General features: G+C 67.2%; 25 protein-coding genes, 2 tRNA genes and 1 pseudogene. 11 read left to right on the top strand and 17 right to left on the bottom strand.

Features of this window, described 5'->3' with window-relative positions; translation table 11 throughout:
* Positions 1-3: 3 nt before the first annotated feature.
* On the bottom strand, positions 4-561 hold the full coding sequence (locus ACPW96_RS13910; protein WP_425822217.1) for a peptidylprolyl isomerase: 558 nt from the start codon (positions 559-561) through the stop codon (positions 4-6).
* Between the two features lie 96 nt (positions 562-657).
* Between ACPW96_RS13910 and ACPW96_RS13905 the strand changes: the two genes are divergently transcribed.
* Entirely contained in the window at positions 658-1,179 is a 522-nt protein-coding gene (locus ACPW96_RS13905; protein ID WP_425822219.1) for a DNA helicase, read from the top strand.
* Positions 1,176-1,706, top strand: a complete 531-nt coding sequence (locus ACPW96_RS13900) for an aminoacyl-tRNA deacylase (RefSeq protein WP_425883788.1) — start codon at positions 1,176-1,178, stop codon at positions 1,704-1,706. Before ACPW96_RS13905 ends, ACPW96_RS13900 begins: the two co-directional genes overlap by 4 nt.
* Here ACPW96_RS13900 and ACPW96_RS13895 read toward each other — a convergent pair.
* From ACPW96_RS13895 to dnaA, 12 genes and pseudogenes are all read right to left on the bottom strand, one after another.
* Entirely contained in the window at positions 1,684-2,109 is a 426-nt protein-coding gene (locus ACPW96_RS13895; RefSeq protein WP_425822221.1) for an NUDIX hydrolase, read from the bottom strand. The two genes, ACPW96_RS13900 and ACPW96_RS13895, sit on opposite strands and share 23 nt — an antisense overlap.
* Positions 2,110-2,188: 79 nt before the next feature.
* Positions 2,189-2,857, bottom strand: a complete 669-nt coding sequence (locus tag ACPW96_RS13890) for a Pr6Pr family membrane protein (RefSeq protein WP_425822223.1) — start codon at positions 2,855-2,857, stop codon at positions 2,189-2,191.
* Positions 2,858-3,152: 295 nt separating this feature from the next.
* On the bottom strand, positions 3,153-4,127 hold the full coding sequence (locus ACPW96_RS13885; protein WP_425883787.1) for a serine hydrolase domain-containing protein: 975 nt from the start codon (positions 4,125-4,127) through the stop codon (positions 3,153-3,155).
* A 1-nt stretch (position 4,128) separates the two neighbouring features.
* A tRNA-Ala gene (locus ACPW96_RS13880) sits at positions 4,129-4,201 on the bottom strand.
* Between the two features lie 10 nt (positions 4,202-4,211).
* A tRNA-Ile gene (locus tag ACPW96_RS13875) sits at positions 4,212-4,288 on the bottom strand.
* Positions 4,289-4,337: 49 nt separating this feature from the next.
* Positions 4,338-4,739 carry a DUF3566 domain-containing protein gene (locus ACPW96_RS13870; protein WP_425822227.1) on the bottom strand — a complete coding sequence of 134 codons (402 nt, stop codon included), beginning with the start codon at positions 4,737-4,739 and terminating at the stop codon, positions 4,338-4,340.
* An 89-nt stretch (positions 4,740-4,828) separates the two neighbouring features.
* Positions 4,829-7,294: pseudogene (gene gyrA, locus ACPW96_RS13865) on the bottom strand (DNA gyrase subunit A); the annotation flags it as partial.
* 181 nt (positions 7,295-7,475) lie between these two features.
* Positions 7,476-9,530: a DNA topoisomerase (ATP-hydrolyzing) subunit B gene (gene gyrB, locus ACPW96_RS13860; protein WP_425883785.1), complete on the bottom strand. Its 2,055-nt coding sequence runs from the start codon at positions 9,528-9,530 to the stop codon at positions 7,476-7,478.
* A gap of 122 nt (positions 9,531-9,652) precedes the next feature.
* Complete coding sequence (locus ACPW96_RS13855; RefSeq protein ID WP_425883783.1) at positions 9,653-10,174, bottom strand: DUF721 domain-containing protein; 522 nt, start codon at positions 10,172-10,174, stop codon at positions 9,653-9,655.
* Positions 10,174-11,325, bottom strand: a complete 1,152-nt coding sequence (gene recF / locus ACPW96_RS13850; protein WP_425822235.1) for a DNA replication/repair protein RecF — start codon at positions 11,323-11,325, stop codon at positions 10,174-10,176. Before recF ends, ACPW96_RS13855 begins: the two co-directional genes overlap by 1 nt.
* Positions 11,326-11,474: 149 nt before the next feature.
* Positions 11,475-12,617, bottom strand: a complete 1,143-nt coding sequence (dnaN, locus tag ACPW96_RS13845; protein ID WP_425883782.1) for a DNA polymerase III subunit beta — start codon at positions 12,615-12,617, stop codon at positions 11,475-11,477.
* 462 nt (positions 12,618-13,079) lie between these two features.
* Positions 13,080-14,366, bottom strand: a complete 1,287-nt coding sequence (gene dnaA / locus ACPW96_RS13840; protein ID WP_425883840.1) for a chromosomal replication initiator protein DnaA — start codon at positions 14,364-14,366, stop codon at positions 13,080-13,082.
* 429 nt (positions 14,367-14,795) lie between these two features.
* Here dnaA and rpmH point away from each other — a divergent pair, with 429 nt between their 5' ends.
* From rpmH to ACPW96_RS13800, 8 genes are all read left to right on the top strand, one after another.
* Positions 14,796-14,933 (top strand): 50S ribosomal protein L34, encoded by a 138-nt coding sequence (gene rpmH, locus ACPW96_RS13835; RefSeq protein ID WP_325483440.1) that lies wholly within the window; start codon positions 14,796-14,798, stop codon positions 14,931-14,933.
* A gap of 9 nt (positions 14,934-14,942) precedes the next feature.
* Positions 14,943-15,278, top strand: coding sequence for a ribonuclease P protein component (gene rnpA, locus ACPW96_RS13830; protein ID WP_425883780.1), 336 nt, complete (start codon positions 14,943-14,945; stop codon positions 15,276-15,278).
* Positions 15,275-15,634, top strand: coding sequence for a membrane protein insertion efficiency factor YidD (gene yidD, locus ACPW96_RS13825; RefSeq protein ID WP_425883778.1), 360 nt, complete (start codon positions 15,275-15,277; stop codon positions 15,632-15,634). The genes rnpA and yidD overlap by 4 nt, the downstream gene beginning before the upstream one ends.
* A gap of 3 nt (positions 15,635-15,637) precedes the next feature.
* Complete coding sequence (gene yidC / locus ACPW96_RS13820) at positions 15,638-16,732, top strand: membrane protein insertase YidC (RefSeq protein ID WP_425822243.1); 1,095 nt, start codon at positions 15,638-15,640, stop codon at positions 16,730-16,732.
* A gap of 28 nt (positions 16,733-16,760) precedes the next feature.
* Entirely contained in the window at positions 16,761-17,282 is a 522-nt protein-coding gene (locus ACPW96_RS13815; protein WP_425883777.1) for a protein jag, read from the top strand.
* An 18-nt stretch (positions 17,283-17,300) separates the two neighbouring features.
* On the top strand, positions 17,301-17,927 hold the full coding sequence (gene rsmG, locus ACPW96_RS13810) for a 16S rRNA (guanine(527)-N(7))-methyltransferase RsmG (RefSeq protein ID WP_425883775.1): 627 nt from the start codon (positions 17,301-17,303) through the stop codon (positions 17,925-17,927).
* Between the two features lie 2,138 nt (positions 17,928-20,065).
* On the top strand, positions 20,066-20,992 hold the full coding sequence (locus ACPW96_RS13805; protein WP_425822249.1) for a ParA family protein: 927 nt from the start codon (positions 20,066-20,068) through the stop codon (positions 20,990-20,992).
* Complete coding sequence (locus tag ACPW96_RS13800) at positions 20,992-21,930, top strand: ParB/RepB/Spo0J family partition protein (RefSeq protein ID WP_425883773.1); 939 nt, start codon at positions 20,992-20,994, stop codon at positions 21,928-21,930. The genes ACPW96_RS13805 and ACPW96_RS13800 overlap by 1 nt, the downstream gene beginning before the upstream one ends.
* Before the next feature lie 17 nt (positions 21,931-21,947).
* Here ACPW96_RS13800 and ACPW96_RS13795 read toward each other — a convergent pair whose 3' ends face one another.
* A complete protein-coding gene (locus ACPW96_RS13795) occupies positions 21,948-23,219 on the bottom strand; it encodes an RNA polymerase sigma factor (RefSeq protein WP_425883771.1) in 1,272 nt (423 codons plus the stop codon).
* A 70-nt stretch (positions 23,220-23,289) separates the two neighbouring features.
* On the opposite strand from ACPW96_RS13795, the gene ACPW96_RS13790 reads away from it, so the two are divergent.
* On the top strand, positions 23,290-23,640 hold the full coding sequence (locus tag ACPW96_RS13790) for a tryptophan synthase subunit alpha (protein ID WP_425822255.1): 351 nt from the start codon (positions 23,290-23,292) through the stop codon (positions 23,638-23,640).
* A gap of 29 nt (positions 23,641-23,669) precedes the next feature.
* Here ACPW96_RS13790 and ACPW96_RS13785 read toward each other — a convergent pair whose 3' ends face one another.
* The 3 genes from ACPW96_RS13785 to trxB all read right to left on the bottom strand — a co-directional run bounded on the left by ACPW96_RS13785 (position 23,670) and on the right by trxB (position 25,724).
* Entirely contained in the window at positions 23,670-24,089 is a 420-nt protein-coding gene (locus ACPW96_RS13785; RefSeq protein WP_425822257.1) for a YciI family protein, read from the bottom strand.
* A 212-nt stretch (positions 24,090-24,301) separates the two neighbouring features.
* Positions 24,302-24,625: a thioredoxin gene (gene trxA / locus ACPW96_RS13780; protein ID WP_425822259.1), complete on the bottom strand. Its 324-nt coding sequence runs from the start codon at positions 24,623-24,625 to the stop codon at positions 24,302-24,304.
* 76 nt (positions 24,626-24,701) lie between these two features.
* A complete protein-coding gene (gene trxB / locus ACPW96_RS13775) occupies positions 24,702-25,724 on the bottom strand; it encodes a thioredoxin-disulfide reductase (protein WP_425822261.1) in 1,023 nt (340 codons plus the stop codon).
* Positions 25,725-25,778: the final 54 nt, after the last annotated feature.

The raw sequence follows: 25,778 nt of genomic DNA, 5'->3' as shown, positions 1-25,778 counted from the left end.
GTTCTAGACCTGCGAGATCTCGACCGACTCCAGCACAACCGGCTCGATCGGCCGGTCGCCGCCAGCGGTCGGGACGGCGGCGATCTCGTCGACGACGGCGCGCGACTCGTCGTCCGCGACCTCGCCGAAAATGGTGTGCTTGCCCTGCAGCCACGGCGTGGGATCGGTCGTGATGAAGAACTGGGAGCCGTTGGTGCCTTCCGTCTGCCCGGTGATGGCGTTCCGACGCAGACCGGCGTTCGCCATGGCGAGCTTGTACGGGGCACGGAAGTCGAGGTCACCCGAGATCTCGTCATTGAACGTGTAACCGGGGCCGCCGACGCCCTGTCCGAGCGGATCGCCGCCCTGGATCATGAAGCCGGGGATGATGCGGTGGAAGACGACGTCTTTGTACAGGGGGCCCTCGCCCGGCTTGCCCGTGGCGGGGTGGGTCCACGACCCGGAACCGTCGGCGAGACCGATGAAGTTCTGCACCGTTCGCGGTGCGTGGTCACCGTAGAGGTTGACGACGATGTCGCCGTGGTTGGTGTGCAAGGTGGCAACGGCGGTGTGCTGAGGCATGCGTACATTCTCTCAGAGTTCTGTGCAACCCCTCGCGTGGCCGTCGTGGTCTGGCAAGATGGGACATTCAGATCCTCATCGATTAGGGAGGGCCCCGTGAGCCTCAGCCGGAAGCGTAAGAAGGAACTCCGCAAGCTGCAGGATTCTGCGAGCAGACTGTGGGAGACCCAGCAGGTCCTCGTTGGAGAAGCCGCGGGCATCGCCCGTGAGGCGGGTCGCCAGCTCGGCAACTACCGCCGCGAGCAGGTCGTGCCGACCGTGCAGGCCAAGTACGGCGAGACGCTGGCGCCGGTCGTCTCCAAGACGAAGAACATCTTCGACGAGCGCGTCGTCCCCACGGTCGGAACCGCATGGGGCTCCGCCCTCTCGGTTCTGGATGCCGCGAACGAGGTCCGCCAGCGTGCCGCCGCTGGTCGTGGCATCGACCTGGCGCCGTTCAAGAAGGTCTCTCCGGTCGTCGCCGCGCCGGCACCCAAGGGCATCGGCGTCGGTGGAGTCGTCGCGATCGTGCTCGGCGTCGCCGCAGCCGTCGGCGTGGTGTACGCCGCATGGCAGACGCTCCGCGCGGATGACGAGCTCTGGGTAGCGGATGATCCGCTGCGCGCGCCCGACGCGTGACATCGGATCCCGAGGACGTCGAATCGGCTGAAGAGCCGGTCGAAGACCCCGTTCGGCGCGTCCGCGAAGCGGCCGCCGAGCGGGGTCTCACCATTGAGATCCGCGAGCGTCCGGCCGCCCGCAGTCTGCCCGAGGCGGCGGAGCTCCTCGGCCTGCGTCCGGCGGACATCGTCAAGACGCTCGTCGTGAAGAGGGCCGACGACACCTATCTGTTCGCCCTCGTGCCGGGGGATCGCGCCATCTCATGGCCGAAGCTGCGGCAGGTCGTCGGCGTCAACAAGCTGCAGCTCCCCGAGCCCGAGCGCGCCCTGGCTGCCACCGGTTATGCCCGCGGCACCATCGTGCCGATCGGAAGCACCAACGAGTGGCCCGTCTTCGCCGACGAGCGGATCGTGGGGGAGCGGATCGCCATGGGCGCGGGCGCCCACGGCTACAGCCTCTTCGTCGACGCCGACGATCTCGTGCGGGCCTACGGTGCGACGGTGGCCGACATCTCGCAAGAGATCACAGAAGGCCGGCCATCTTGAGGGCTACGTCGACGAGCTTGACGCGCTGAAGCCCGCTCACCTGTTCGAGGGTGAACCACTCCGCCCGGTCTGTGGAGCCGTCCTGCTCGTTGCGGAGCCTTCCCCCAGTGATCCGCGCGCGGTAGATGATGCGCAGCGCCTGGAGCGGCTCCGTGGCGTCGGGCTGCACCCGCCGGTTGGTGGGGATCACTCGAGAGTGGATGCCGAGCAGGTCGACGATCTTGACCCGGTATCCGGTCTCCTCGCGCACCTCGCGCCGTGCCGCCATCTCGGGGTCTTCGCCGGGCTCCAGGCCGCCGCCGGGCATCGTCCAGGCGGCGCGGCGGCCCTCGTTCCAGTGAGCGAGCAGGACCCGGCCTTCGTCATCGGTGACGACGGCGTAGGCGGCGACGCGCAGGTCCATGGTTCACACCCTAACCGCGGCGCTCCCCGGCAGACGAGGAGCGCCGCGGGAAGGAAGACCAGCCCGCAGTGCTGGAAGATCAGCCCTGTAGTGCAGCGGCCGGACTCGTCGGCACGCGCCGGAAGGCGCGCCGCTGACGGTACCGCCCGATGGCGATGATGCCTGCGCCGATTGCCACGAACGCCAGGAAGATCGCCGAGATGTAGAGAAGCGCGGATCCCCATCCGCCGGCGCCATGCGGGTCGAGGAACGGGTAGGGGTACCACCACGCCGTCTCGCCGGCCGGGTCGACCACCAGCTCGCCGCGCACCATGGTGTGCACCAGCCACGCGAGCGGGTAGGCCGCGAGCGCCGGGAGGCTCGACCATGACAGGCCGCGGCGACGCCTTGCGAAGAGGAGATCGGCGAGGAAGTACAGCGGCAGCACCACGTGAAGCACCTCGACGGCGTAGGAGTCCATCATCGCGATACCAGGTGAGTCGCCCAGGGCGGCCACGGAAGGCTCCCCGCGCAGAAGCACGTTGTACACGACGCCGAGCAGCAGGATCGGGCCCGTGGCGATCGCCATCCCCAGAGCGATCGCCCGCGGCTCGGTCGAGACATCGGGATGCAGTCGCCACCACGCCGCGGCGGCGGTGAGCGCCGCGACGCTGAGCAGCGTCGAGACGATCGTGAACAGACTGAAGTAGTTGGCGAGCACGAGCGGCAGATCCTGCTCCCGCCTCGTGGCGCGATCCACGTTCACCACGAATCCAGCGGCTACCCCTGACAGGCCGGCGGCCGCAGCCCCGAGCCTCAACCATGACCAGAACATGAGATTCCCCCCAGGAGTCGGACTACGGTGTCCGACGTATGTGAGGCAGGTTTATCGGCTCCCGGCGGCGGGGGCGCAAACTATAGCGGCGTGCGAAGAGAAAGCAAGGATGCGGTGGCGCATTCCTTGTGCGCCTTCTACATACTGTCCCCCATACGGAGGACGTGATCTACAAATCGGGCGCCTGTCCCCCTCTTGGGGGACAGAATCTGGCCCAAGACAGGAGCGGTCAGAGGCCGGACGAAACCGCATTCAGCAGTTCCGCCACATCGAGTCCCGCGGCCGGGGCATCCACCCGGTGAGTCAGCAGCACCACACAGGCGCCCGCATCGGGCAGCATCCAGAACTCCGCCCCCGCCCAGCCGGCGTGGCCGTAGACGTCGCGTGCGAGCATGCCCGGAGCACGCCGCAGCAGGTTCCAGGACAGCCCCCATTCCTGACCCCGCTCGGCAGGATACGGCTCCAGCTTCGGGAGTCCGCCCGTGCGCGGCTCCAGCGACGCGGACAGTGCGAGGGGAGTGACGATCGCCCCGTCGTCGGCGATCAGCGACCGCCCGATGGCGAGCAGGTCGGCCGCACGGCCGTACAGGCCGGCCCCGGGATGCCGCAACGACGCGAATCGAGCGGGGTCGAAGTCTCCACGGCCATGCACCCGGTGCGGCTCGGAGACCGGGTCGAAGGCGATCCCTGCGGCCGACACGGCGGAGAAGGCTTCGCGCAGCCCCTCGTCCAGGCTCATGCCCGTGGCGTCCTCGACGAGCACACGCACGCCCTCGAAGGCGAGCGATGAGTACCGCGTTGCGCTGCCTGGGGCGAAGTCCGAGCCGGCCTTGCGAAGAACGTCGAGCAGCGGACCCTGGACATCCAACGCCGGCTCGGAGAGGCCGCTCGTGTGGCTGAGCAGGTGGTGCAGTCGCACCGGCGAGCGTCCGAGCCCCCGCAGCTCGGGGATGACCCGATCGAGCGGAGCCTCGAGCGAGAGCCGTCCCCGCTCGACGGCCCGCAGGGCGACCAGTCCGACGAGCGGCTTGGTGACCGAGAACAGCGGGTAGACATCGTCCGGCGTCGCCGCACGCCGGCCGTCGGACCCGTATGCCCGGATGTCGATGATCTCTTCGGCCGTGGCGATACCCAGAACGGCCGTGGGAAGGATTCCCCGCTCGACTTGACGCTCGGCCCAGTCGAACGCGGGGGTGAACTGCATGTGGAGCCTAGGAGAATCGAACTCCTGACATCCTGCTTGCAAAGCAGGCGCTCTACCAACTGAGCTAAGGCCCCTGAGGCGAGGTGGTGGGGGTACCAGGACTTGAACCTGGGACCTCTTCATTATCAGTGAAGCGCTCTAACCGCCTGAGCTATACCCCCGTCAACCTCCAAGACTTTACCTGAAGGTTTCGGTTTCGAGAAACCGGCCCTAGTTCGAGGTGAACCCCACCAGGAGACCGCCGGTGATCTTGACCGCGAGATTGTAGATGCCGGCGACCACGGCGCCCAGGACCGTCACGACGATGAGGTTGAGGATGGCGACGACGGCCGCGAAGGCCATCACCTGGGGGAGCCCGACGAAGGACTGGATCGAGATGCCGTCCGAGAAGCTCTGGAAGAACTCGTCGACTTGGGCGACCAGGCCGGTGGTCTGCACCACCGTGTAGACGAGGAAGAACGTGACGACCGTGACGATCGCGAGGGCGACGGCGGCGAGGAACGAAAGCTTCACAGCCGACCAGAAGTCGATATAGACCAGGCGCAGGCGCACCTGCTTCGAACTGGACTTGCTGGTGGACTTCTTGGCGAGCTTGTCGGCTACGGTGCTCATGCGTCAGTACTTTCCTCGGGGATGTCGGTGGAGGCTTCGACCTCATCGGCTGCATCGTCGGCAGCTTCGGCTGCTATGGCCAGGCCGCGCTCTCCGTTGCGAGCGATCGCGATGATTCGATCCTCGTCGCCGGCGCGTGCAAACACGACGCCCATGGTGTCGCGGCCCTTGGCGGGGACCTCGGCCACGGCAGAGCGTACCACCTTGCCGCTGGCAAGAACCACCAAGACCTCGTCGTCCTCTCCCACGATCAGACCGCCGGCGAGCACCCCGCGATCATCGTTCAGGCGCGCGACCTTGATGCCGATCCCGCCTCGGCTCTGGCTGCGGTACTGGTCGACGGAGGTGCGCTTCGCGTAGCCGCCCTCGGTGACGACGAATACGTAGCCCTGATCCCTGACCACCGAGGCGGAGAGCAGGCTGTCGTGTCCGCGGAACGACATTCCCTTCACTCCCTCGGTGGAGCGCCCCATCGGGCGCAGCGACTCGTCGGACGCGGTGAAGCGCAGTGACATGCCGTGCCGGCTGATCAGCAGGATGCCATCGCCCTCCTCGACGAGCATCGCGCTCGTCACCTCGTCGTCTTCGCGCAGCTTGATGGCGATGACGCCGCCCTGCCGGTTCGTGTCGTATTCGGCCAGACGCGTCTTCTTGATGAGGCCGCCCCGGGTAGCCAGCACGAGATACGTCGCGACGGAGTAGTCGCGGATGTCGAGGATCTGGGCGATCTCCTCGCCCGGCTGCAGGGCGAGGAGGTTCGCGACGTGCTGACCCTTGGCGTCGCGGCCCGCCTCGCCCACCTCGTAGGCCTTGATGCGATACACGCGGCCCTTGGTGGTGAAGAACAGCAGCCAGTGGTGCGTGGTGGTCACGAAGAAGTGCTCCACCACGTCGTCCGCGCGCAGCTGGGCGCCCTTGACGCCCTTTCCGCCGCGGTGCTGCGACCGGTAATTGTCACTGCGCGTGCGCTTGATGTACCCGTCGCGGGTGACGGTGAGCACCATCTCCTCTTCGGGAATGAGGTCCTCGTGCGACATGTCGCCGTCGTAGCCGGGCAGGATCTGCGTGCGGCGGTCATCGCCGAAGCGGTCGACGATGCCGACGAGCTCGTCGCGGATGATGGTGCGCTGACGCGCCGGGTCCGCCAGGATCGCCTTGAAGTCCGCGATCTGCGCCTCGAGGTCCGTGGCCTCGTCGATGATCTTCTGGCGCTCCAGGGCCGCCAGGCGACGCAGCTGCATCGCGAGGATCGCATCGGCCTGGATGTCGTCGATCTCGAGCAAGGACTTCAGGCCCTCGCGGGCGTCGTCCACCGTCGGCGAGCGGCGGATCAGCGCGATCACGTCGTCGAGCGCGTCCAGCGCCTTGAGGTAGCCGCGCAGGATGTGCATGCGCTCTTCCGCCTTGCGAAGGCGGAACCGCGTGCGCCGGACGATGACCTCGATCTGGTGATCGATCCAGTGCGTGATGAACCCGTCGAGGGGCAGCGTGCGCGGCACGCCGTCGACGATCGCGAGCATGTTCGCGCCGAAGTTCTCCTGCAGCTGAGTGTGCTTGTACAGGTTGTTCAGCACGACCTTGGCGACGGCATCCCGCTTCAGCACGATCACGAGGCGCTGACCGGTGCGCCCGGACGACTCGTCGCGGATGTCGGCGATACCGGTGATCCTGCCCTCGCGCGCGAGGTCGCTGATCTTCACGGCGACATTGTCGGGGTTCACCTGATACGGCAGCTCGGTGATCACGAGGCAGGTGCGGCCCTGCACCTCTTCGACGTTGACCACGGCTCGCATCGTGATGGAGCCCCGACCGGTGCGGTAGGCGTCCTTGATGCCGCGCGTGCCGAGGATCTGCGCGTGCGTCGGGAAGTCCGGCCCGGGGATCCGCTCCATGAGGGCCTCGAGCAGCTCCTCGCGCGTGGCCTCGGGGTTCTCGAGCGCCCAGAGTGCGCCGTTGGAGACCTCTCGGAGGTTGTGCGGCGGGATGTTGGTCGCCATGCCGACCGCGATGCCGACCGAGCCGTTGACCAGCAGGTTCGGGAAGCGCGAAGGGAGCACGACGGGCTCCTGCGTCTGGCCGTCGTAGTTGTCCTGGAAGTCGACGGTGTCTTCTTCGATGTCGCGCACCATCTCGAGCGCGAGCGGGGCCATCTTCGTCTCGGTGTATCGGGGCGCGGCGGCGCCCTGGTTGCCCGGAGAGCCGAAGTTTCCCTGACCGAGGGCCAGCGGGTACCGCAGCGACCACGGCTGCACGAGGCGGACAAGGGCGTCGTAGATCGGCGCATCGCCGTGCGGGTGGTAGTGGCCCATGACTTCGCCCACCACACGCGCGCACTTGGAGAACGACTTGTCTGGACGGAACCCGCCGTCGTACATCGCGTAGATCACACGGCGGTGCACGGGCTTCAGACCGTCCTCGACGCGCGGCAGTGCGCGGCCGATGATCACGCTCATCGCATAGTCGAGGTAGCTGCGCTGCATCTCGGCCTGCAGATCGATCTGGTCGATGCGGCCGTGGTTGTGCTCGGGGACGGCGGGTCGTTCTGCGTCAGTCATGTTCTTCGTTTCGTTCGATGTGCTGGGGGCCGGCTCCGCGATGCTCCTGCTGAGGCAAGAGCTGGGCCCCTACCCCGATTGCCTCAGCGGGAGCATCGCTGCGCCGGCGTGCGCGTCGTGCGGTGCGGAGATAGCGGGGGTGCGACCCCGCGTCTGCCTCGCTGGGGCTGGAAGGGGGGTGTCAGATGTCAAGGAACCGGACGTCCTTGGCGTTGCGCTGGATGAAGCCGCGGCGCGATTCGACGTCTTCGCCCATCAGGATCGTGAAGATCTCGTCGGCGGCGGCCGCGTCGTCGATCGTCACCTGACGGAGCGTGCGGGTCTCCGGATCCATGGTGGTCTCCCACAGCTCCTTGTCGTTCATCTCGCCGAGACCCTTGTAGCGCTGGATGCCGTTGTCCTTCGGGATGCGCTTGCCTCCGGCGATGCCCTCCGTGAGGAGCGCATCGCGTTCACGGTCGCTGTAGACGTACTCGTGCGGGGAGTTCGACCATTTCAGCCGGAACAGCGGCGGCTGCGCGAGGTACACGAACCCCGCCTCGATGAGCCCGCGCATGTAGCGGAACAGAAGCGTCAGCAGGAGCGTGGTGATGTGCTGACCGTCGACATCGGCATCCGCCATCAGGACGATCTTGTGGTAGCGGGCCTTGCCGATGTCGAACTCTTCGCCGATGCCCGTGCCGAAGGCCTGGATCATCGCCTGCACCTCTTTGTTGCCGAGGGCCCGGTCGAGCCGCGCGCGCTCGACGTTCAGGATCTTGCCGCGAAGCGCCAGGATCGCCTGGGTGTGCGGATCCCGGCCCTGCACCGCCGAGCCACCGGCCGAGTCGCCCTCGACGAGGAAGATCTCGCTGATCGACGGGTCCTTGCTGGTGCAGTCCTTGAGCTTGTCGGGCATCGCCGCGCTCTCGAAGACGCTCTTGCGCCGGGCGGTCTCCCGGGCCTTGCGCGCCGCGAGGCGCGCGGTGGCCGCGTCGATCGCCTTGCGCACGATGTTCTTGGCCTGCGCCGGGTTGCGATCGAACCAGTCGCCGAGGCGGTCGCCCACGACCTTCTGCACGAACGCCTTGGCCTCGGTGTTGCCCAGCTTCGTCTTTGTCTGCCCCTCGAACTGCGGCTCGGAGAGCTTCACGGAGATGACAGCGGTCAGCCCCTCCCGCACGTCGTCGCCCGAGAGGTTCTCGTCCTTCTCCTTGAGCAGACCCTGCGCTCGCGCGTACTTGTTCACGAGCGTCGTGAGCGCGGCGCGGAATCCCTCTTCGTGCGTGCCGCCCTCGTGCGTGTTGATCGTGTTGGCGTAGGTGAAGACGTTCTCGGTGTAGCCGGTGGTCCACTGCATCGCGACCTCGAGCGCGATCTTGCGCTCGGTGTCCTCCGAATCGAAGTCGATGACGTCTTCGTTGACGTGCTCCGCCTTGCGCACCCGGTTGAGGTACTCGACGTAGTCCACGAGACCGCGTTCGTAGAGGAAGCTGTCGTTCGGCTGCTGCAGGACGACCTGGCCCGGTTCTGTCTCCTCGTCGTAGGCCGAGGACGGGCGCTCGTCGCGCAGATCGATGCGCAGGCCCTTGTTCAGGAATGCCATCTGCTGGAACCGGGTGCGCAGCGTGTCGTACTCGAAGTCGACCGATTCGAAGATCGCGGGGTCTGGCCAGAAGGTGATCGTGGTGCCGGTCTCGGTGCTCTCCTCGGCCCGCTCCAGCGGGGCCTGGGGAACCCCGCCGTCACGGTAGGACTGACGCCAGACGTATCCCTGTCGACGCACCTCCACCTCCAAGCGCGTGGAGAGGGCGTTCACGACCGACGAACCGACGCCGTGCAGGCCGCCGGAGACGGCGTACCCGCCGCCGCCGAACTTGCCACCGGCGTGCAGCACGGTGAGCACCACCTCGACGGTCGACCGTCCCTCGATCTTGTGGATGTCGACCGGGATGCCGCGTCCGTTGTCCACGACGCGCACGCCGCCGTCCGGCAGGATCGTCACGTCGATGAGGTCGCAGTAGCCGGCGAGCGCCTCGTCGACGGAGTTGTCGACGATCTCCTGCACCAGGTGATGCAGGCCCCGAGGTCCGGTGGAGCCGATGTACATGCCCGGGCGCTTGCGCACCGCTTCGAGACCCTCGAGCACCTGGATCTCGTCGGCCCCGTAGTCCGCGTGGATTCTCTCGGCTGGCAGTTCTTCTGCGGTGCGCTGATCGAGGTCTTCGGACAGGCTGTCGGGGGTCTGAGACGTCATATTCTCGGCGCACTCCACATCGTTATTCGGGGCCGCTGCAGTCTATCAACTATCGGCCGCAGCACGTGCGCTATAAGCCCCTGTGGCGCGATGGAATCGACCTGGGGAGGAAACGACGTGTCTCAACCGTAGGTATCGCGCGGGCCACGGCCTGGAATGGCTCTGGGACCCCATTTCCAGGAGGGGACGTCAGGCCCGACGAAGCGCACCGCCGTCACCTCGGCATCCGGGTGCCGCGACAGGATCTGCGAGAGGATGTGCGAGCGCATCAGCTGCAGCTGCTTCGCCCACGCCGTGGAGTCGCACCGGATCGTCAATATTCCATCGCTGAGGGCCACCGGCTGAGCATGCCGGGCGGTGTCCTCGCCGGCGACATCTTCCCACTGGAGCACGAGGTCTTCGCGCGCCAGCTGGGGAACCCACCCCGACTCCCGGGTCAGGTCGCTCAGCGCATCGCCGAGGCCCTTCGGGTCGCGACCAGGAGTGAAGGGCGCGTTCTCGTCATCGACGGCACCACGCCACCGGCGCCGGCGCACAGCGGCCGCGCTGGGCTCGAGCCCCCGCAGGCGCAGGTAGGTGGCGATGGTCTCCGGCACCGCATCAGTGGCGCCCTGACCGAGCGGGCCGCGGCGCGACGAATCCATCACGAAGCCTCCTCCACGATCCGGCCGGCCTCGACGCGGACGACCCGAGCGGCCAATGCCTGAGGCACATCCTCCTCCACCGCGGCCGTCACCACCACCTGCTCGTAGCCAGCGGCCAGCGAGGCCAGCCGGGCCCGGCGATCGGTGTCGAGCTCCGCGAAGACGTCGTCGAGGATCAGCACGGGGTCCCCGGCAGGGGAGTCGGCACGCAGCAGCTCGGCCGATGCGAGACGCAGCGCGAGCGCGACCGACCACGACTCGCCGTGCGACGCATATCCCTTGACGGGAAGACCGCGCACGCGCAGTACGAGGTCGTCGCGATGCGGTCCGACCATCGTGAGTCCCCTCTCGAGCTCTGCCGACCGCTTGGCAGCGAGCGCGGAGCGGAAGAGCTCGGCGGTGGATGCGTCCGCACTCGGGGCCTCCGAGGGATCGCCGTCCTCCGGGTCGGCGCCGCGCACCGACAGCGACCACTCCAGCCGGGGTTCGTGGTCGGCACCCGCGATGGCCGAGTACGACCGGGAGACCGGTTCGGCCAGCTCATCGGCCAGCGCGCTGCGCGCGTCGATGATCTCCGATCCGAGCGCCACGAGCTTGTCATCCCAGACGTCGAGGGTCGAGAGGCCTTCCCCCCGAACGCCCCGCGCGCGTGCGGACTTGAGCAGGGCGGTGCGCTGCCGGAGAACGCGGTCGTAGTCGGCGAGCACTCCCGCCATCCGCGGCCGGCGCTGCACGAGCAGCTGATCCACGAACCGCCTTCTCGTCGACGGGTCACCGCGCACGATCTGCAGATCCTCCGGTGCGAAGAGCACCACGTGCGCGTAGCGGGGCAGCTCGGCCGGCTTGACGGGGGCGCCGCCCACCCGCGCCTTGTTCGAACCCTGGCGGTTGAGCTGCACTTCGAGCGTCACCTTGCGGTCACCGTGCGCGAGGCGGGCGCGGATGATCGCGGCATCCCGGCCCTCCCGCACCATCGGCGCATCGTTCGACACCCTGTGCGAACCCAGCGTCGCGAGGTAGGCGATCGCCTCGGCCAGGTTCGTCTTGCCCTGACCGTTCCTCCCGACGAAGACGTTCGGACCGCCATGGAGGTCGACCTCGGCGGCCGCATAGTTGCGGAAGTCCACCAGGCTCAGATGCTCCACGATCACTGCGTCAGACTACCCGTGGCCTGTGACGTCGCCGGCGGCCCTGAGCCTGCGCGTCTAGGCCCCGAGCCGCGGCACGGTCCCTGAGCCGCGGCACGGTCCCTGAGCCCGTCGAAGGGTCGACGCCTCGACAAGCTCGGCGACCGGAGGGGTCAGCGCAGCAGGAGGTTCGGCTGCAACAGGTACTTGAACGTGTCGGCACCCGCCTTGTCGACGGATGTCTGGCTCGTGATCAGCACCGGGCTCAGCTTGTTGGCGTTGTCGCTCGATGTGAACGTGATCCGCACGAACTCGCTCTTCACGGCCGTGAGCGCCTCGAGCAGGTACTGCGGGTTGAGCCCCAGCGTCACATTATCGCCGATGAGGTGCGCATCCACCGTTTCGGAGGCGCGGGCCTGCTCGCCGCCGGAGGCATCCATCGTCACTCCATCGGTGGTGAAGCTGAAGCGCAGCGGCGCCGAGCGATCGAGCACCAGCGACACACGACGGACGGCCTCGGCCAGCTCGGCGGTGTTGACGACGGCGTGGTGATCGGTCTGGTCGGGGAAGAGTCGGCGAACGGGCGGGAAGTTGCCCTTGATCAGCAGCGAGGTGACGGTCTTGTTCCCGGCGGTGAAGGCGATGATCTCGCGATCGCCCGAGCCGGAGAATGCGATCGAGATGTCGCCGCTGTGCGCGAAGGTCTTGCCGACTTCCTGAAGGGTGCGGGCCGGGACGAGCGCGTTCGTGGACTCTTCTGTTCCGCCGTCCCAAGGGATGTCGCGCAGAGCGACGCGGTATCGGTCGGTGGCCACGAGACTCAGCTGCTGGCCGGTCACCTCGAGCTGCACGCCGGTGAGGACGGGAGTGACATCATCGCGCGAGGCGGCGAAGGCGACCTGCGCGATCGCGGTGCCGAAATCGTCGGCGGGAACGAGGCCGGACTCGCCGGAGACCTCCGGAATGGCCGGGTACTCCTGGACGGGCATCGAGGCGAGCGTGAACCGGGCCGAACCGCAGGAGAGTGCGATCCCGCCGTCGTCGTCGACCGAGACCTGGATCGGCGCGTTCGGCAGGCGGCTTGCGATCTCCGAGAGCAGCCGGCCGTGCACGAGGATGGTGCCGGGTTCGTCCACCGTCGCTTCGATCGTCGTGCGAGCCGACGCCTCGTAGTCGAACGCCGACAGCGACAGCCCGTTATCGGTGGCCTCGATCAGGACTCCGGCGAGGATCGGCTGAGGGTTGCGCTGCGGAAGCAGCTTGACGACGAATGACACCGCTTCGCTGAAGACGTCGCGATTGACGTGGAACCTCACTGGCGCTCCCTTGCCGTCCTGGGCCATGGCTCTCCCATGCTAGTGCCCACCGCCCGCGCCGCCAGGCCGTCGACACTGTCGCCCTTGAGGTGATCGAACGGGGATTTCATTGAAGGGACTCGTTAATGGTCTTAACGCCTGTGGATACTGTGGATAAGTCGGTGGAAGCCTGTCGGGACACCGGAACTACACGCGTGTGAGATGTGGAAGCGGTGCGGACAGGCCCCCGATCGACCATCCGCCCTCCTGGCGTCGAGGAGCTCGGTTTCCACAGGAGTGCACAGCGGGCCGGCCCGCTGCACGACTTATCCACAAGTTATCCACATTGTGAAGAACCGCATATTGGCCCGTCCCGGGGCGCGTGTCAAGCGCGGCTTCGCGCATATGGCGTACGAGGGCGTGCGCGCCGCGGCATCCGCTGGCCAGCGTGTCGCCGGCGAGCGGAATGGATCGAAAAGCGCCTCAGCGAGGCAGGCGGCCGAGCTGCGTCGTGATCTCGGTGACCTGGTTGTAGAGCGAGCGGCGCTCCTTCATCAGGTCGCTGATCTTCTTGTACGCGTACATCACCGTCGTGTGGTCCCGGTTGCCGAACAACTGACCGATCTTCGGAAGAGAGAGGCTGGTCCGCTCCCTGCACAGGTACATCGCGATCTGTCGCGCCGTGGCGACCGCCTGCGAGCGGCTCGACCCGTACAGGTCGTCGACGGTGAGCTTGAAGTAGGCGGCCGTCGCATTGATGATGTCGGTCGGAGAGACGACGTTGTCCTCGGCCTGGTCGATGATGTCGCGGAGCACCGTCTGGGCCAGCGACATGTCGAGCGTCGAACGATTGAGGCTCGCGAAGGCCGACACCCGGATGAGGGCGCCCTCGAGCTCCCGGATGTTGGACGAGACGACCGTCGCGATGTATTCCAGGACCTCATCCGGGATCTGCAGGCGCTCGCTCTGGGCCTTCTTCCGAAGGATGGCGATGCGGGTCTCGAGGTCGGGTGCCTGCACATCGGTGATGAGGCCCCACTCGAAGCGGCTGCGCATCCGGTCCTCGAACCCCGTCAGATGCTTCGGCGCCACGTCGCTCGTGATCACGACCTGCTTGTCGTGATCGTGCAGCGTGTTGAAGGTGTGGAAGAACGCCTCCTGCGTCTCGGCTCGTCCCTGCAGGAACTGGATGTCGTCGATGAGCAGGATGTCGACATCCCGGTAGCGCGCCTGGAAGGCGGAGCCCCGGTTGTTGGCGATCGAGTTGATGAAGTCGTTCGTGAATTCCTCGCTCGACACGTACCGCACCCGGACGCCGGTGTAGAGGCTGAGCGCGTAGTCGCCGATGGCGTGCAGCAGGTGCGTCTTGCCGAGCCCCGAGTCGCCGTAGATGAAGAGCGGGTTATACGCCTTCGCCGGCGCTTCGGCGACGGCCACCGCTGCGGCGTGGGCGAAGCGGTTGGACTGGCCGATCACGAAGTTGTCGAAGGTGTACTTCGGATTCAGGCGCGTGTCGCTGCGGGACGAGAAGGACGCGGGCGGGTCGGCGACCGGCTGCTCCCGCGTGGCCGGGGACCTCTCCTCGTGGACAGGGAGCTGCGCCGACATGTGATTGCCCGCGAGCTCTGGATTCACCACGACCCGGAACGTGCTGGCCGCCGGGTCCATCTCGATGCGGGCCAGGGCCTCCATGATCGGCGCCCGCATGCGCTTGTTGATCTGCGCTGCGGTGAGGTCGTTCGGCACATCGAGATAGAGGGTGCCGCCCATGACGCCCTGCGGCACGGCGAGATTCAGGAATCCCTGCATCTGCGGGCTGACGCGATCGTCGCCGTCGAGGTGACCGAGCACGGCCGACCAGATCGGAACATCTGGAACTTGGTGCTGAGACATGGCCCCCCCGGGTGTTGTGGCACCCACGACTGGAAACGGATCGATCACGCGAGCCTGTGGATAACTGCCTGTGACACGGTAGCCAGCCGTCCCGACAGAGCAAAATCCACTGTAGGTGTCGCCCGCGTGTCCCTGCCAGGGGTACAGGATGAGATTGTGGATAATGCACCACGCGGGCTGTCGGTTTGCGATGACCGGAGCTAGGACGTAGCCTTACTTAGTTGACTTATGCCTTCGAGGCAGTTTCCCCGTCCACGATGTCTCCGGCTGCAGCGATCCCGGTGACAGCATCTCCGGAGTGATCCAATGACCAAGCGCACCTACCAGCCCAACACCCGTCGCCGGGCCAAGAAGCACGGCTTCCGCGCTCGCATGCGTACGCGTGCCGGTCGTGGCATCCTGGCCGCTCGTCGCGCCAAGGGCCGCACCGAGCTTTCCGCGTAGACCCACCCGGTGCTCTCGAGGCCGAATCGAATCACCCGCGGAGCCGATTACAAAGCGGTCGTCCGGCGGGGCGCTCGATGCGCGGGCGCTCACACGGTCACGTACGTTCGGACATCCGATGACGACCACGCGGCGCGGTTCGGCTTCATCGTGAGCAAGCAGGTCGGCTCAGCAGTCACACGCAACACCGTCCGCCGTCGCCTCAAGGCGCTCTGTCTTCGGGAGCTGCCCGGCGTTCGGGCCGGATCGGACATCGTCATCCGGGCACTGCCTTCCGCCGCGACGGCCGACTTCGCGGTGTTGCACGCAGAGGTCGCGCGCTGTCTCGCTCGGAGAGCGGCATGAGCGCCACCCTTCCGTCCGCGTCGACCGGGAACGCCCGGCTCGCGGCGTCCGATTTCTTGCACTTCCTGCCCCTTGTTCCGCGCAATGCGGCGTTGAGCCTTCTCCATGGTTACCGTGCGACCATTTCGCATAAGTATGGGGACGTGTGCAAGTACTACCCATCGTGTTCGGCCTATGCCGTCGGCGCCGTGCAGCAGCACGGAGCGATGAAGGGATCCGCGATGGCGGCAGCGCGGATCGCACGGTGCCACCCGTGGGCGAAGGGCGGCGTCGATGACGTGCCTCTCCACAAGAACTTCCGGTACGACCTCACCCCGCACGGTTACGTCGTACCTGTTTCCCCGAGAAAGGACTGATCCGTGCCGGATCTGATCGGAATCATCCTCTGGCCCCTCAAGTGGGTCGTCGAGCTCGTGCTGGTCTTCTGGCACTGGCTCTTCACCGCCATGGGCCTGCCGGCCGCGGCCGGCATCACCTGGGTGCTCGCGATCATCGGCCTGGTGCTGGTCGTCCGTTCCGCGCTCATTCCGCTCTTCGTGAAGCAGATCAAGAGCCAGCGAAAGATGATGGAAATTGCCCCTGAACTGCGAAAAGTTCAGGAGAAATACAAAGGCAAGAAGGATCAGCTCTCTCGTGAGGCCATGAGCCGCGAGACGATGGCCCTGTATAAGAAGCACGGCACGAGCCCGGTCTCGGGATGCCTGCCACTCCTGGTGCAGATGCCCATCTTCTTCGCCCTGTTCAGCGTTCTGAACGACGTGACGAAGCATGCCGCCGCAGGCATCGGTGGCGTGGGACCCATGACACCGGCGCTCACCGAGGAGTTCTACAACGCCAAGCTCTTCGGCGTGGCCTCGCTGCACGACACCCTCGTCGGTGCGTGGGAGGCCCAGGACACCGGGTGGCAGGTCACCGTCGGCATCCTGCTCACGCTCGTCGTGCTGATGATCCTCTCTCAGTTCTTCACCCAGCTGCAGATCATCTCGAAGAACCTCTCCCCCGAGGCGAAGACCGGCCAGGCCTACCAGATGCAGAAGATCATGCTCTACATCCTGCCGCTGGCCTTCATCTTCTCGGGTGTCTTCTTCCCGCTGGGCGTCGTCATCTACTGGTTCACGAGCAACCTGTGGACGATGGGTCAGCAGTTCCTCGTCATCCGCAACATGCCGACTCCCGGATCCGACGCGGCCAAGATGCGCGAGGAGCGGCTCGCTCGCAAGGGCAAAGCCCTCGACGCGACCGGCAAGGTCATCCCGATGGAGAAGTACCAGGCCGAGCAGCAGCGGCTGTTCGAGGAGGCCGAGCGTGCACGTGCCGCTACGCCGAAGCGCCAGCAGCCCGTCGGCAAGCAGCGCGCCAAGAAGCAGGGCGCGAAGCCCGCGGCGCCCGGAGCCGTGAAGCCTCCCGCGAAGGATGCCGGCGGCGGTGCGGCCGCCCAAGGCACCGGCTCCTGATCTGTCACTCCCCCAAGAAGGAACTCGCATGAACTCCACGCCCGAGATCGTGAACGACGGCCCCGCAGCGGGGTCCGATCGCGTCAGTGCGACGGTCGCCCAGCTCGAAGAGGAAGGCGACATCGCCGCCGACTACCTCGAAGGTCTTCTCGACATCGCCGACATCGACGGTGACCTGGAGATGGATGTGCGCCAAGGGCGCGCGTACGTCTCGGTCGAGGCGGATGACGACGCCCTGCGCCTCATCTCCGACCCGGACACCGTCCAGGCGCTGCAGGAGCTGACGAGGCTCGCGGTGCAGAGCAAGACCGGGCGGTTCTCCCGGGTCATCCTGGATGTGGGCGGCTCGCGCGACGCGCGTCAGCAGGAACTCGAGGACCTCGTCTCACGCGCAGTGGCGCGCATCGAAGAGGGAGCCACCCAGGCCTCGCTCCCGGCGATGTCGAGCTACGAGCGCAAGCTGGTGCACGATATCGTGGCCGACCGCGGCTTCGTTTCCGAGTCGTACGGCGAAGGCGCTGACCGCCACACGGTCATCAGTCGCGGCTGAACCGTTTCACACGACACGGTGAGCGAACTCGAGCAGGAACCCGCCGCCGCGGCGACGATCTTCGGCGGTCGCGTCGACGCGGCGCGCCGGTTCACCGAGGCGCTCGCCGAGCACGGCGAAGAGCGCGGCCTGATCGGCCCCCTCGAGCTTCCGCGCCTGTGGAGCCGGCACGTGCTCAACAGTGCAATCGCTGCGCCTCTGTTCTCGGGACGCGTCGGCGACGTGGGGTCCGGGGCTGGTCTGCCCGGGCTCGTGCTGGCGATCGCCCGACCGGACGTGCGCTGGGTGCTCATAGAGCCGATGGAGCGAAGAGTGGCGTGGCTGCGCGAGCAGGTCGAGTCCCTGGAGCTCGACAACGTCGAGGTCGTGCGCGGCCGTGCGGAGGACTGGAAGGAAGGGCCGGTGCTGGATGCGGTGACGGCCCGCGCGGTGAGCGCGCTCCGAACGCTCATTCCCCTCACCGCTCCCCTCGTCCGCGATGGCGGCGAGCTCATTCTCCTGAAGGGCGCCGGCGCGCCCGGTGAGATCGGCGCAGCGGAGAAGCAGATCCGCAAGTTCAAGCTGACGAACACCCGCGTCGAGCTGCTCGGCGAAGGCGTGCTCGAGGAGCCGACTCGCGTCGTCCGTGCGACGGTGCGGGCGTAGCCCGGCTGTTCCTTGACGACGCGTGGATGTTTCACGTGAAACGCAGGGCGCCGGGTCGCCGTCTGCGGAGCCATTTCGCGCTGAGGCAGCCCTTGCGTACGTGGGGTAGACCGCAATTGCCGGCTTGTCGTTTGACGCCCCTCCGAGGCTTGGCTCAGTTCCTGGTGGGTCCCGAGAGGCCCGGTCGCTGAGCGAGCGAAGTGAGACGAAGCGCCCCATCCCGCCGAAGACCGAAGCCATGGGGTGTGCTGCCTCTTCTTTCACAACGTAAACGCATCTTCGTGCGTGTGGCGATGTCTTGGAGGGCTGCCGCAACGTACACAACGCGGTGAACTCGCAAGCCGCGGACACTCTGCCGATGTTCACGTGAAACGGCCGCTCAGGGGGTGAAACTGCCACCGCCGGTCCCTTCAGCGAGCGTACCCATCCCGCGGGCGCTCAGTGGGCGTACCAACTCCCGGTCGCTAAGCCAGCGGACCATCCCGCGGTCGCCGAGCCGGCGTACCAACTCCCGGTCGCTGAGCGAGTGTACCCATCCGGCGGTCAGCGAGCGGGCGTAACAACCGCCGGTCGCTGACCAGCGAAGCGAAACGAAGCGTGTAGTAGATGCGATGCCCCTTAGGTCTCGTCGAGACCGCAGTCCAGCCGAAGCGGTCATCGCTGACCCCTCACTCGGAAGAGCCTCCGCGGTGCAGCGCCTTCGCCAGGCTCATGGTGAATGAGGTTGATACCGGCGCCTTCGGTGTCGTGGGCCCGAGCTCCCATGCACGCAGCGATCTGCAGCCGTGACCTGCGGCGAGCGGGAGGAAAGATCGGTGCGTTGCGTATAGCGCCCTGCGGTGACGTTTCACGTGAAACAAGGTTTGGCTGGGGAACCCGCGGCTGTCTGTTCACGGTGAACGCCGGGCGTGACAGGTAGCGGGTTCATTGGTCGTGCTCGACGGCTACAAATCAAGGTCATTGCTCGGCACATTCGCGGGGGCGCTGCCCAAGCCTGCCGGCGCCCAGGCGGGGTAAGCGCCGCACGCCAGTGGGAGGCGCCGTGCTAACCACTTTATGAATGCGCAACCGTTGCGTGAGCTTGTGCAGCAGTCGCACTCCTCTCCGACGACGAATGTTTCACGTGAAACGCCCATCCGACCGGCGGTTATGGACTCGGCCAGGGGAAGTCGAGCGCAAGAAGTAGCCAGCAGGCCGGATGCAATGTGAGTACCGGGGGCAGAGTGGCTCAGACCGAGCAGGCGACACCCGTCTCGAGTGACTCATGTTTCACGTGAAACCTCGTCAGGCGATCGGTCCCGCCTACGGGGCCCGTCTTCGTCACGATACCCGGCCGTAGTGTGCTCGCCTCCGGTCGATTGGTGCGTCTCACAGGACATCATCGCCCTGCACATCGAAGTGCACCCCGCGAGCTTGCCACACCGACGGAATTAGCCGTTTCACGTGAAACAGCGCAGAGGCCATCTTCCTCGTACCCGCAAACGTGTCCACATCGCTGAGGTCTCAAGGCCGAGGTCCTCGGTCTTGATCGGCTTGCTAAGAACGGAGTTGACGGCTTCGTCCAACACGCGGACGTCCAGACTCGCGCGACTGGTCGCTGGGGCGATCCGTGCTCGGCGCCGCACGGCCAACCTACGGCCACAATCGGCCGCCGATCGGGCGTGTCGCGACAACGCCGAGACGGTGAGGGCCAGGTGCCTCGGCGCCTTGATCCAGCAAGCAGGCGTCGGCGCCGCGGATCTGCTTTGGACTGTCAGTGCCGGGCGTGCCGCTTCGTCTCGCCTCACTCGGTACGGACCAAGGACTTGGGGCGGGGCCTGCGCCGACGGCGCTTAGGCAGGGCAGCCCCGGACGGGCCGGCACGGATCGGCGTCCCTCGTCTCGCTGCACTCGCCCAGGGACCGGATCACGTCGGCGTTGGAGTCGGCATGGACGACCGATCGGTCGGATCGGCGCCGTTCGTCTCGCTGCGCTCGCTCAGGGACCGGGTGAATTACGTCGCCGGTCGATGTTTCACGTGAAACGTCGCGGCGGGGGACGAAAACGGGGGTTGCGGGGCGCCGTGGAAGGAGGCGCCGCGGGGCGCGGCTAGAGTGGAGAGGCAGCACGCTCGGCACGCGAAAGGGAGAGTGTTTCACGTGAAACAGTCCGAGGAAGTGGGTGCTCCGACATCCTTCGAGGATGACACCCCTCTCGCTCGCGAACTGGCCGATCTGTCAGCGCGGCGGCGCGCCCTCGAGGCGGCCACCGTCGAATTCGGCGGAAAGACGCGGGTTCTCACCGTCTCGAACCAAAAGGGCGGTGTCGGCAAGACCACCACGACCGTCAATCTGGCATCCGCCCTCGCCAGCGTGGGGGCGCGCGTGCTCGTGATCGACCTGGACCCTCAAGGAAACGCCTCCACGGCCCTGGGTGTGCCACATACGGCCGACATCCCGAGCGTCTACGACGTCCTCATCGACGAGTTCCCGCTCGCCGAGATCATTCAGCCGAGCCCTGAGTCCCCGAACCTCTCCTGCGCCCCGAGCACGATCCATCTCGCCGGCGCGGAGATCGAACTCGTGTCGCAGGTCGCCCGCGAACACCGTCTCAAGACCGCGCTCGAGGAGTATCTCGCGGCCACGCCTGAGCTGGACTTCGTGCTCATCGACTGCCCGCCGTCGCTCGGGCTGCTCACCATCAACGCCTTCACGGCCGCGCACGAGGTGCTGATTCCCATCCAGTGCGAGTATTACGCGCTCGAAGGCCTCAGCCAGCTGCTCGGCAGCGTGCGGATGATCCAGAAGCACCTGAATCCGCGGCTGCGGATGTCCACGATTCTGCTCACGATGTACGACGGGCGCACCCGACTGGCTCAACAGGTCGCCGAAGAGGTGCGCACGCACTTCCCTCAGGAAGTTCTCCACACAGTTATCCCCAGATCCGTACGCGTCTCCGAGGCACCGAGTTTCGGCCAGACCGTCATCACCTACGATGGGCAGTCGGCGGGGGCCGTCGCATACCGCGAGGCCGCCGTCGAGATCGCTCGACGCGGCGCAGCGGCGTCGCAAGAAGGAGCACCTTAATGGCGAAGCGAACCGGATTGGGCCGAGGAATCGGCGCGCTGATCCCCACGGCCGAGGGCGAGTCGCGCCCGGTCGACGTGTTCTTCCCCGGTGCTTCCGTCGCGACGGAGGAGCTGGTCGAGGTTCCCGGCGCGCATCTCATGCTGCTCGACCCGCACGACATCGTGCCCAATCCGCGGCAGCCGCGTACGCACTTCGATCAGGACGATCTGGCCGAGCTCGTGCACAGTGTGCGCGAGTTCGGAGTGCTGCAGCCCGTCGTGGTGCGGGCGCGCGACGACGAATCCGGCACGTACGAGCTGATCATGGGGGAGCGCCGAACCCGCGCCGCCCGCGAGGCGGGCCTGCTGACCATCCCCGCGGTCGTCAGGGACACCGCGGATGAGCACCTGCTGCGCGATGCGCTGCTGGAGAACCTGCACCGCTCCGAGCTGAACCCGCTCGAGGAGGCCTCGGCCTATCAGCAGCTGCTCGAGGACTTCGGCATCACCCAGGAGGAGCTCGCCAGCCGCATCGGTCGTTCCCGTCCGCAGATCAGCAACACCATTCGTCTGCTGAAGCTGCCCCTACCCGTGCAGCAGCGCGTCGCGGCCGGGGTGCTGACCGCCGGCCACGCCCGCGCCATCCTCTCGCTCGAAACTCCCGAGGCCATGCAGCGCCTCGCCGACAAGATCGTCAACGAGGACCTCTCGGTACGGGCCGCGGAAGCGGCGGCCAAGTTGGGGGATGCCGCACAACGGCCGTCGTTCAAGCCTCAGGCCGGGGCCCGCCGAGCGCACCTCGACGAGGTCGCGGATCGGCTGGGCGACCGTCTGAACACGAAGGTACGCGTCTCACTCGGAGCAAGAAAAGGCCAGGTCATAATAGATTTCGCAACGGTTCAGGATCTCAACCGCATCCTCACGGAGATCGGTGAGACCGGGTACGGTCAGGCGTAAGCCCGCACCGCTCACGATCAATCGAGAGCATCGGCCCGGGCGCGCAGCGCGCGCCCCTCGGCCTCGTTCCCCGGCAGGTCGGCGGCATGGCGGAACGCCGTGGCCGCGGCATCCGGCTCGCCCAGCCGCTCGAGCAGTTCAGCGAGTACCGCATGCAGCGGCCGGAAGTCATCCAACGACCCATCGGCGACGAGATCCTCGACGATGAGCATCGCCTGGTCCGGTCCGGCCGCCATCGAGACGGCCACCGCGCGGTTGAGTCGGACGACGGGGGACGGCGCCAGCCCTTCGAGGGCGTCGTAGAGGCGAACGATGAGCGCCCAGTCCGTGTCGTCGAACGTCGGGGCGACAGCATGGCACTCCGCGACCGCGGCCTGCAGGCCGTAGTAGCCGAGTCCTAGGCCGAACGACTCCGCGTGCGCGAGCGCCGCCCTGCCGCGGCCGATGGCCGAGCGATCCCACGAGCCGCGGTGCTGCTCCGCGAGCGGCACGGGCAGCCCGTCGGCGCCGATGCGGGTGGCGAATCGCGAGGACTGGAACTCCATCAGGGCGATGAGCGAGAAGATCTCGGGCTCGGTCGGCATCAGCGCGGCGAGCACGCGACCAAGCCGCACCGCCTCGCGCGCCACATCGGGCCGGATGGCCGCGTCGCCCGCCGCGGACGCGTATCCCTCGGTGAAAAGCAGGTAGAGCACCTGCAGCACGCTGGCGAGACGCGCGGGGCGCTCCGATCTGTCGGGAACCTCGAAGGGCACGCCCGCCTCCGCGAGGCTCCGTTTGGCGCGCACGATGCGCTGCTGCACCGTGGGCACGGTGGTCAGCAGCACCCGGGCGATCTCCTCGGTGGTGAGGCCCGCGACGGTTCGCAGCGTCAGGGCGAGTCGCGCCTGCGCAGGCAGCACGGGGTGGCAGGCCACGAAGACGAGTCGCAGCACGTCGTCGTCGATGCGGTCCGGGTCGCCGTCCGCCTCGACCGGGTGCCGTGCCTCCTCCTCGCGCAGGTCGTGGGCCATCATCGCCTCGCGGGCCTGCAGGCGCTCGCGTCGCCGCCACCCGTCGATCGCGCGACGTTTGGCCACGGAGAGCAGCCACGCCCCGGGTGTATCGGGGATGCCCGCCTGCGGCCATCGCGCGAGCGCCTCGACGAGCGCCTCCTGGGCGAGATCCTCGGCCCAGGCGAAGTCGCCCGTATGGCGGGTGAGGGCCGACACGATACGCGCCGATTCCGCACGCCACACCGCCTCCACCGCGCGGCGCGCATGCGTGTCGACCGCCGTGCGAGCATCCATCACCTCAGCGTACGGCGGCATGCCGAGGTGCTCGACGCCGACCCTCAAAAGGTCGTCGTAGGCTTGGAGGATGGTCCAGCCACACGATGCCCTGCGCCGCCGCGCGAGTCTCGAAGTGCTGCGCGCCGAGGCCTCCGATGAGCTTGCGGCGCTGGTGCACGAACGACTCCGCTCGGGGGAAGACCCCTGGGATTTCATGGAGGACCTGCCATCGGTCGACGAGCTCGTCGTGTTCATGCTGCGGGCCGAGAACATCGAGTCCAACGGCGGCCAGCGACCCTCGCCCGCGCGTCATTACCGGGTTCTGCGGCAGATCGCCCTCGAGTACCCGCCCCTCACCCGCGCCGTGTGGCGCCTGTTGGGCGATGCCAACACCCACCGCCGCTGGGACGCGGTCGTGGGTGTCGGCGACGCCTCCTGACGGCATCCGCCCACACGCGAGCCCTGCCATCACACCTGGCTGGCCCGCCATTCCTGCTCCTTGCTGAGCCACTCGTTGTCGGGGTCGAGGCCGATTTCGGAGATCTCCTGCACGCGCCGCACCTCGAGTGAGACGCCGGGGCCGAGCGGGCACTTCTTCGCCCACATCTCCACCTCTTCCCGGCTGGAGACCTCGAGGATCCAGAAGCCGGTGAAGACCTCGCGTGCCTCGGCGAAAGGCCCGTCGGTGACCACGGGCGGTGTGGACGAGAAGTCGACGCGGAAGCCCTCGCCGGCATCCGTCAGCCCCTCGGCCGAGAGGTATACACCCGCCTTCTGGAGCTCCTCGTTGTACGCCCCCATCGCGGCGACGATCTGCTCCATGTCGAGCGTCTCGGCGGCGCGGGCAGCGGCCTCCGGCTCGACCTGCATGATCAGCATGTAACGCATTTCGCTCTCCTTCTTGGAGTCCCGGTGAACCCCCTCATCCCTGACGTCGAACGAGAGGGGACGATATCGACATTCTGGCCAGAAATTCCGGAAACGAGGATGACGCGGCCGCCGGTGCGCGGACGTCGGAGCCGATCCGGACAGAAAGAAGCCCCGGCCATCGTGAAGATGACCGGGGCTGACACGGCGAGCGCGGGGCGCGGCCGATCGTCCTAGGCGAGGTAGGCGGCGAGGTCCTTCTCGAGCGCGAACTTCGGCTTGGCGCCGATGATCGTCGTCTCGACCTGACCCCCCTTGAAGACCTTCATGGCGGGGATCGACGTGATCTGATACTTCATCGCGAGGTCGGGGTTCTCATCGACGTTCAGCTTCAGCACGGTGATCTTGTCGGGGTTCTCCGCCTGGATCTCATCGAGCACCGGCGACACCATGCGACACGGTCCGCACCAGGCGGCCCAGAAGTCCACGAGCACGGGCCCATCGGCCTGCAGGACATCCTGCTCGAACGTGGCGGACGTGGTCGACTTGGCGGTCATCTTGTTCTCCTTCAGTAAGTCTGTCACCTGTCGAAACGCTCCTGAGGCGCGGATTGTTCCGCCACCCAGCGAGGTCTCAGGCGACGGGAATGCTGGTCTCTGCTTCGTCGGTCTCGCGATCGGGCGTCTCCGTCGCGACCTCGATGTCCTCGGCGGCCTGAGCGTTTCCGCCCGCCTGCTCCAGCGCCGCCAGGAAGTGCTCGGCGTCGAGCGCGGCCACCGTCCCGCTGCCCGCGGCGGTGACGGCCTGGCGGTACGTCGGGTCGATGACGTCGCCGGCGGCGAAGACACCGGGCAGGGATGTGCGGGAGGAGCGGCCGTCCACCCAGATGGTGCCTTCCGGGGTGAGCCGCAGCGAATCGTGCACCAGGTGGGTGCGCGGATCGTTGCCGATCGCCACGAAGAGGCCGTCGAGCGCGAGCTCGCGGGTGGAGCGGTCGACCGTGGAGGCGAGCAGCACCCCGTTCACCGCGTCGTCGCCGAGGATGTCGACGACCTCGGTGTTCCAGATGAACTCGATCTTCTCGTTCGCGAAGGCCCGCTCCTGCATGATCTTGGAGGCGCGGAGCGAGTCCTTGCGGTGGATGACGTACACCTTCGAGGCGAACCGGGTGAGGAAGGTCGCCTCCTCCATCGCCGAGTCGCCGCCGCCGACGACGGCGATGACGCGGTCGCGGAAGAAGAAGCCGTCGCACGTCGCACACCACGACACGCCGCGGCCGGACAGCCGCTCCTCGCCTGAGAGGCCCAGCTTGCGGTAGGCGGATCCGGTCGCGTAGATGACCGTCGACGCTTCGTGCTCCGCGCCGCTGCCCAGCTTGACGTGCTTGACCGGGCCGGCCAGATCGAGCTCCACGACGTCGTCGTAGAGGATCTCGGCGCCGAAGCGCTCGGCCTGCTCCTGCATCTTCTGCATGAGCTCGGGGCCCTGGATGCCCTCGGGGAAGCCGGGGAAGTTCTCGACATCCGTGGTGTTCATCAGCTCTCCGCCGACCTCCACGGAGCTCGCGACGACGAGCGGCTCGAGGTTGGCCCTGGCGGCGTAGATCGCCGCCGTGAGAGCCGCGGGACCGGAACCGACGATGATGACCTGACGCACGAAAACCCCCTGAAAAGACTGACGGACACTCGCTCTTGCTTCGTCCACGTGTCT

Origin of the sequence: Micromonospora sp. DT81.3, assembly GCF_049847225.1 — a bacterium.
Lineage (GTDB): Bacteria > Actinomycetota > Actinomycetes > Actinomycetales > Microbacteriaceae > Microbacterium.
Note: the sequence above shows the minus strand (reverse complement) of the source record. Positions and strands in the feature narration are given on the sequence as shown.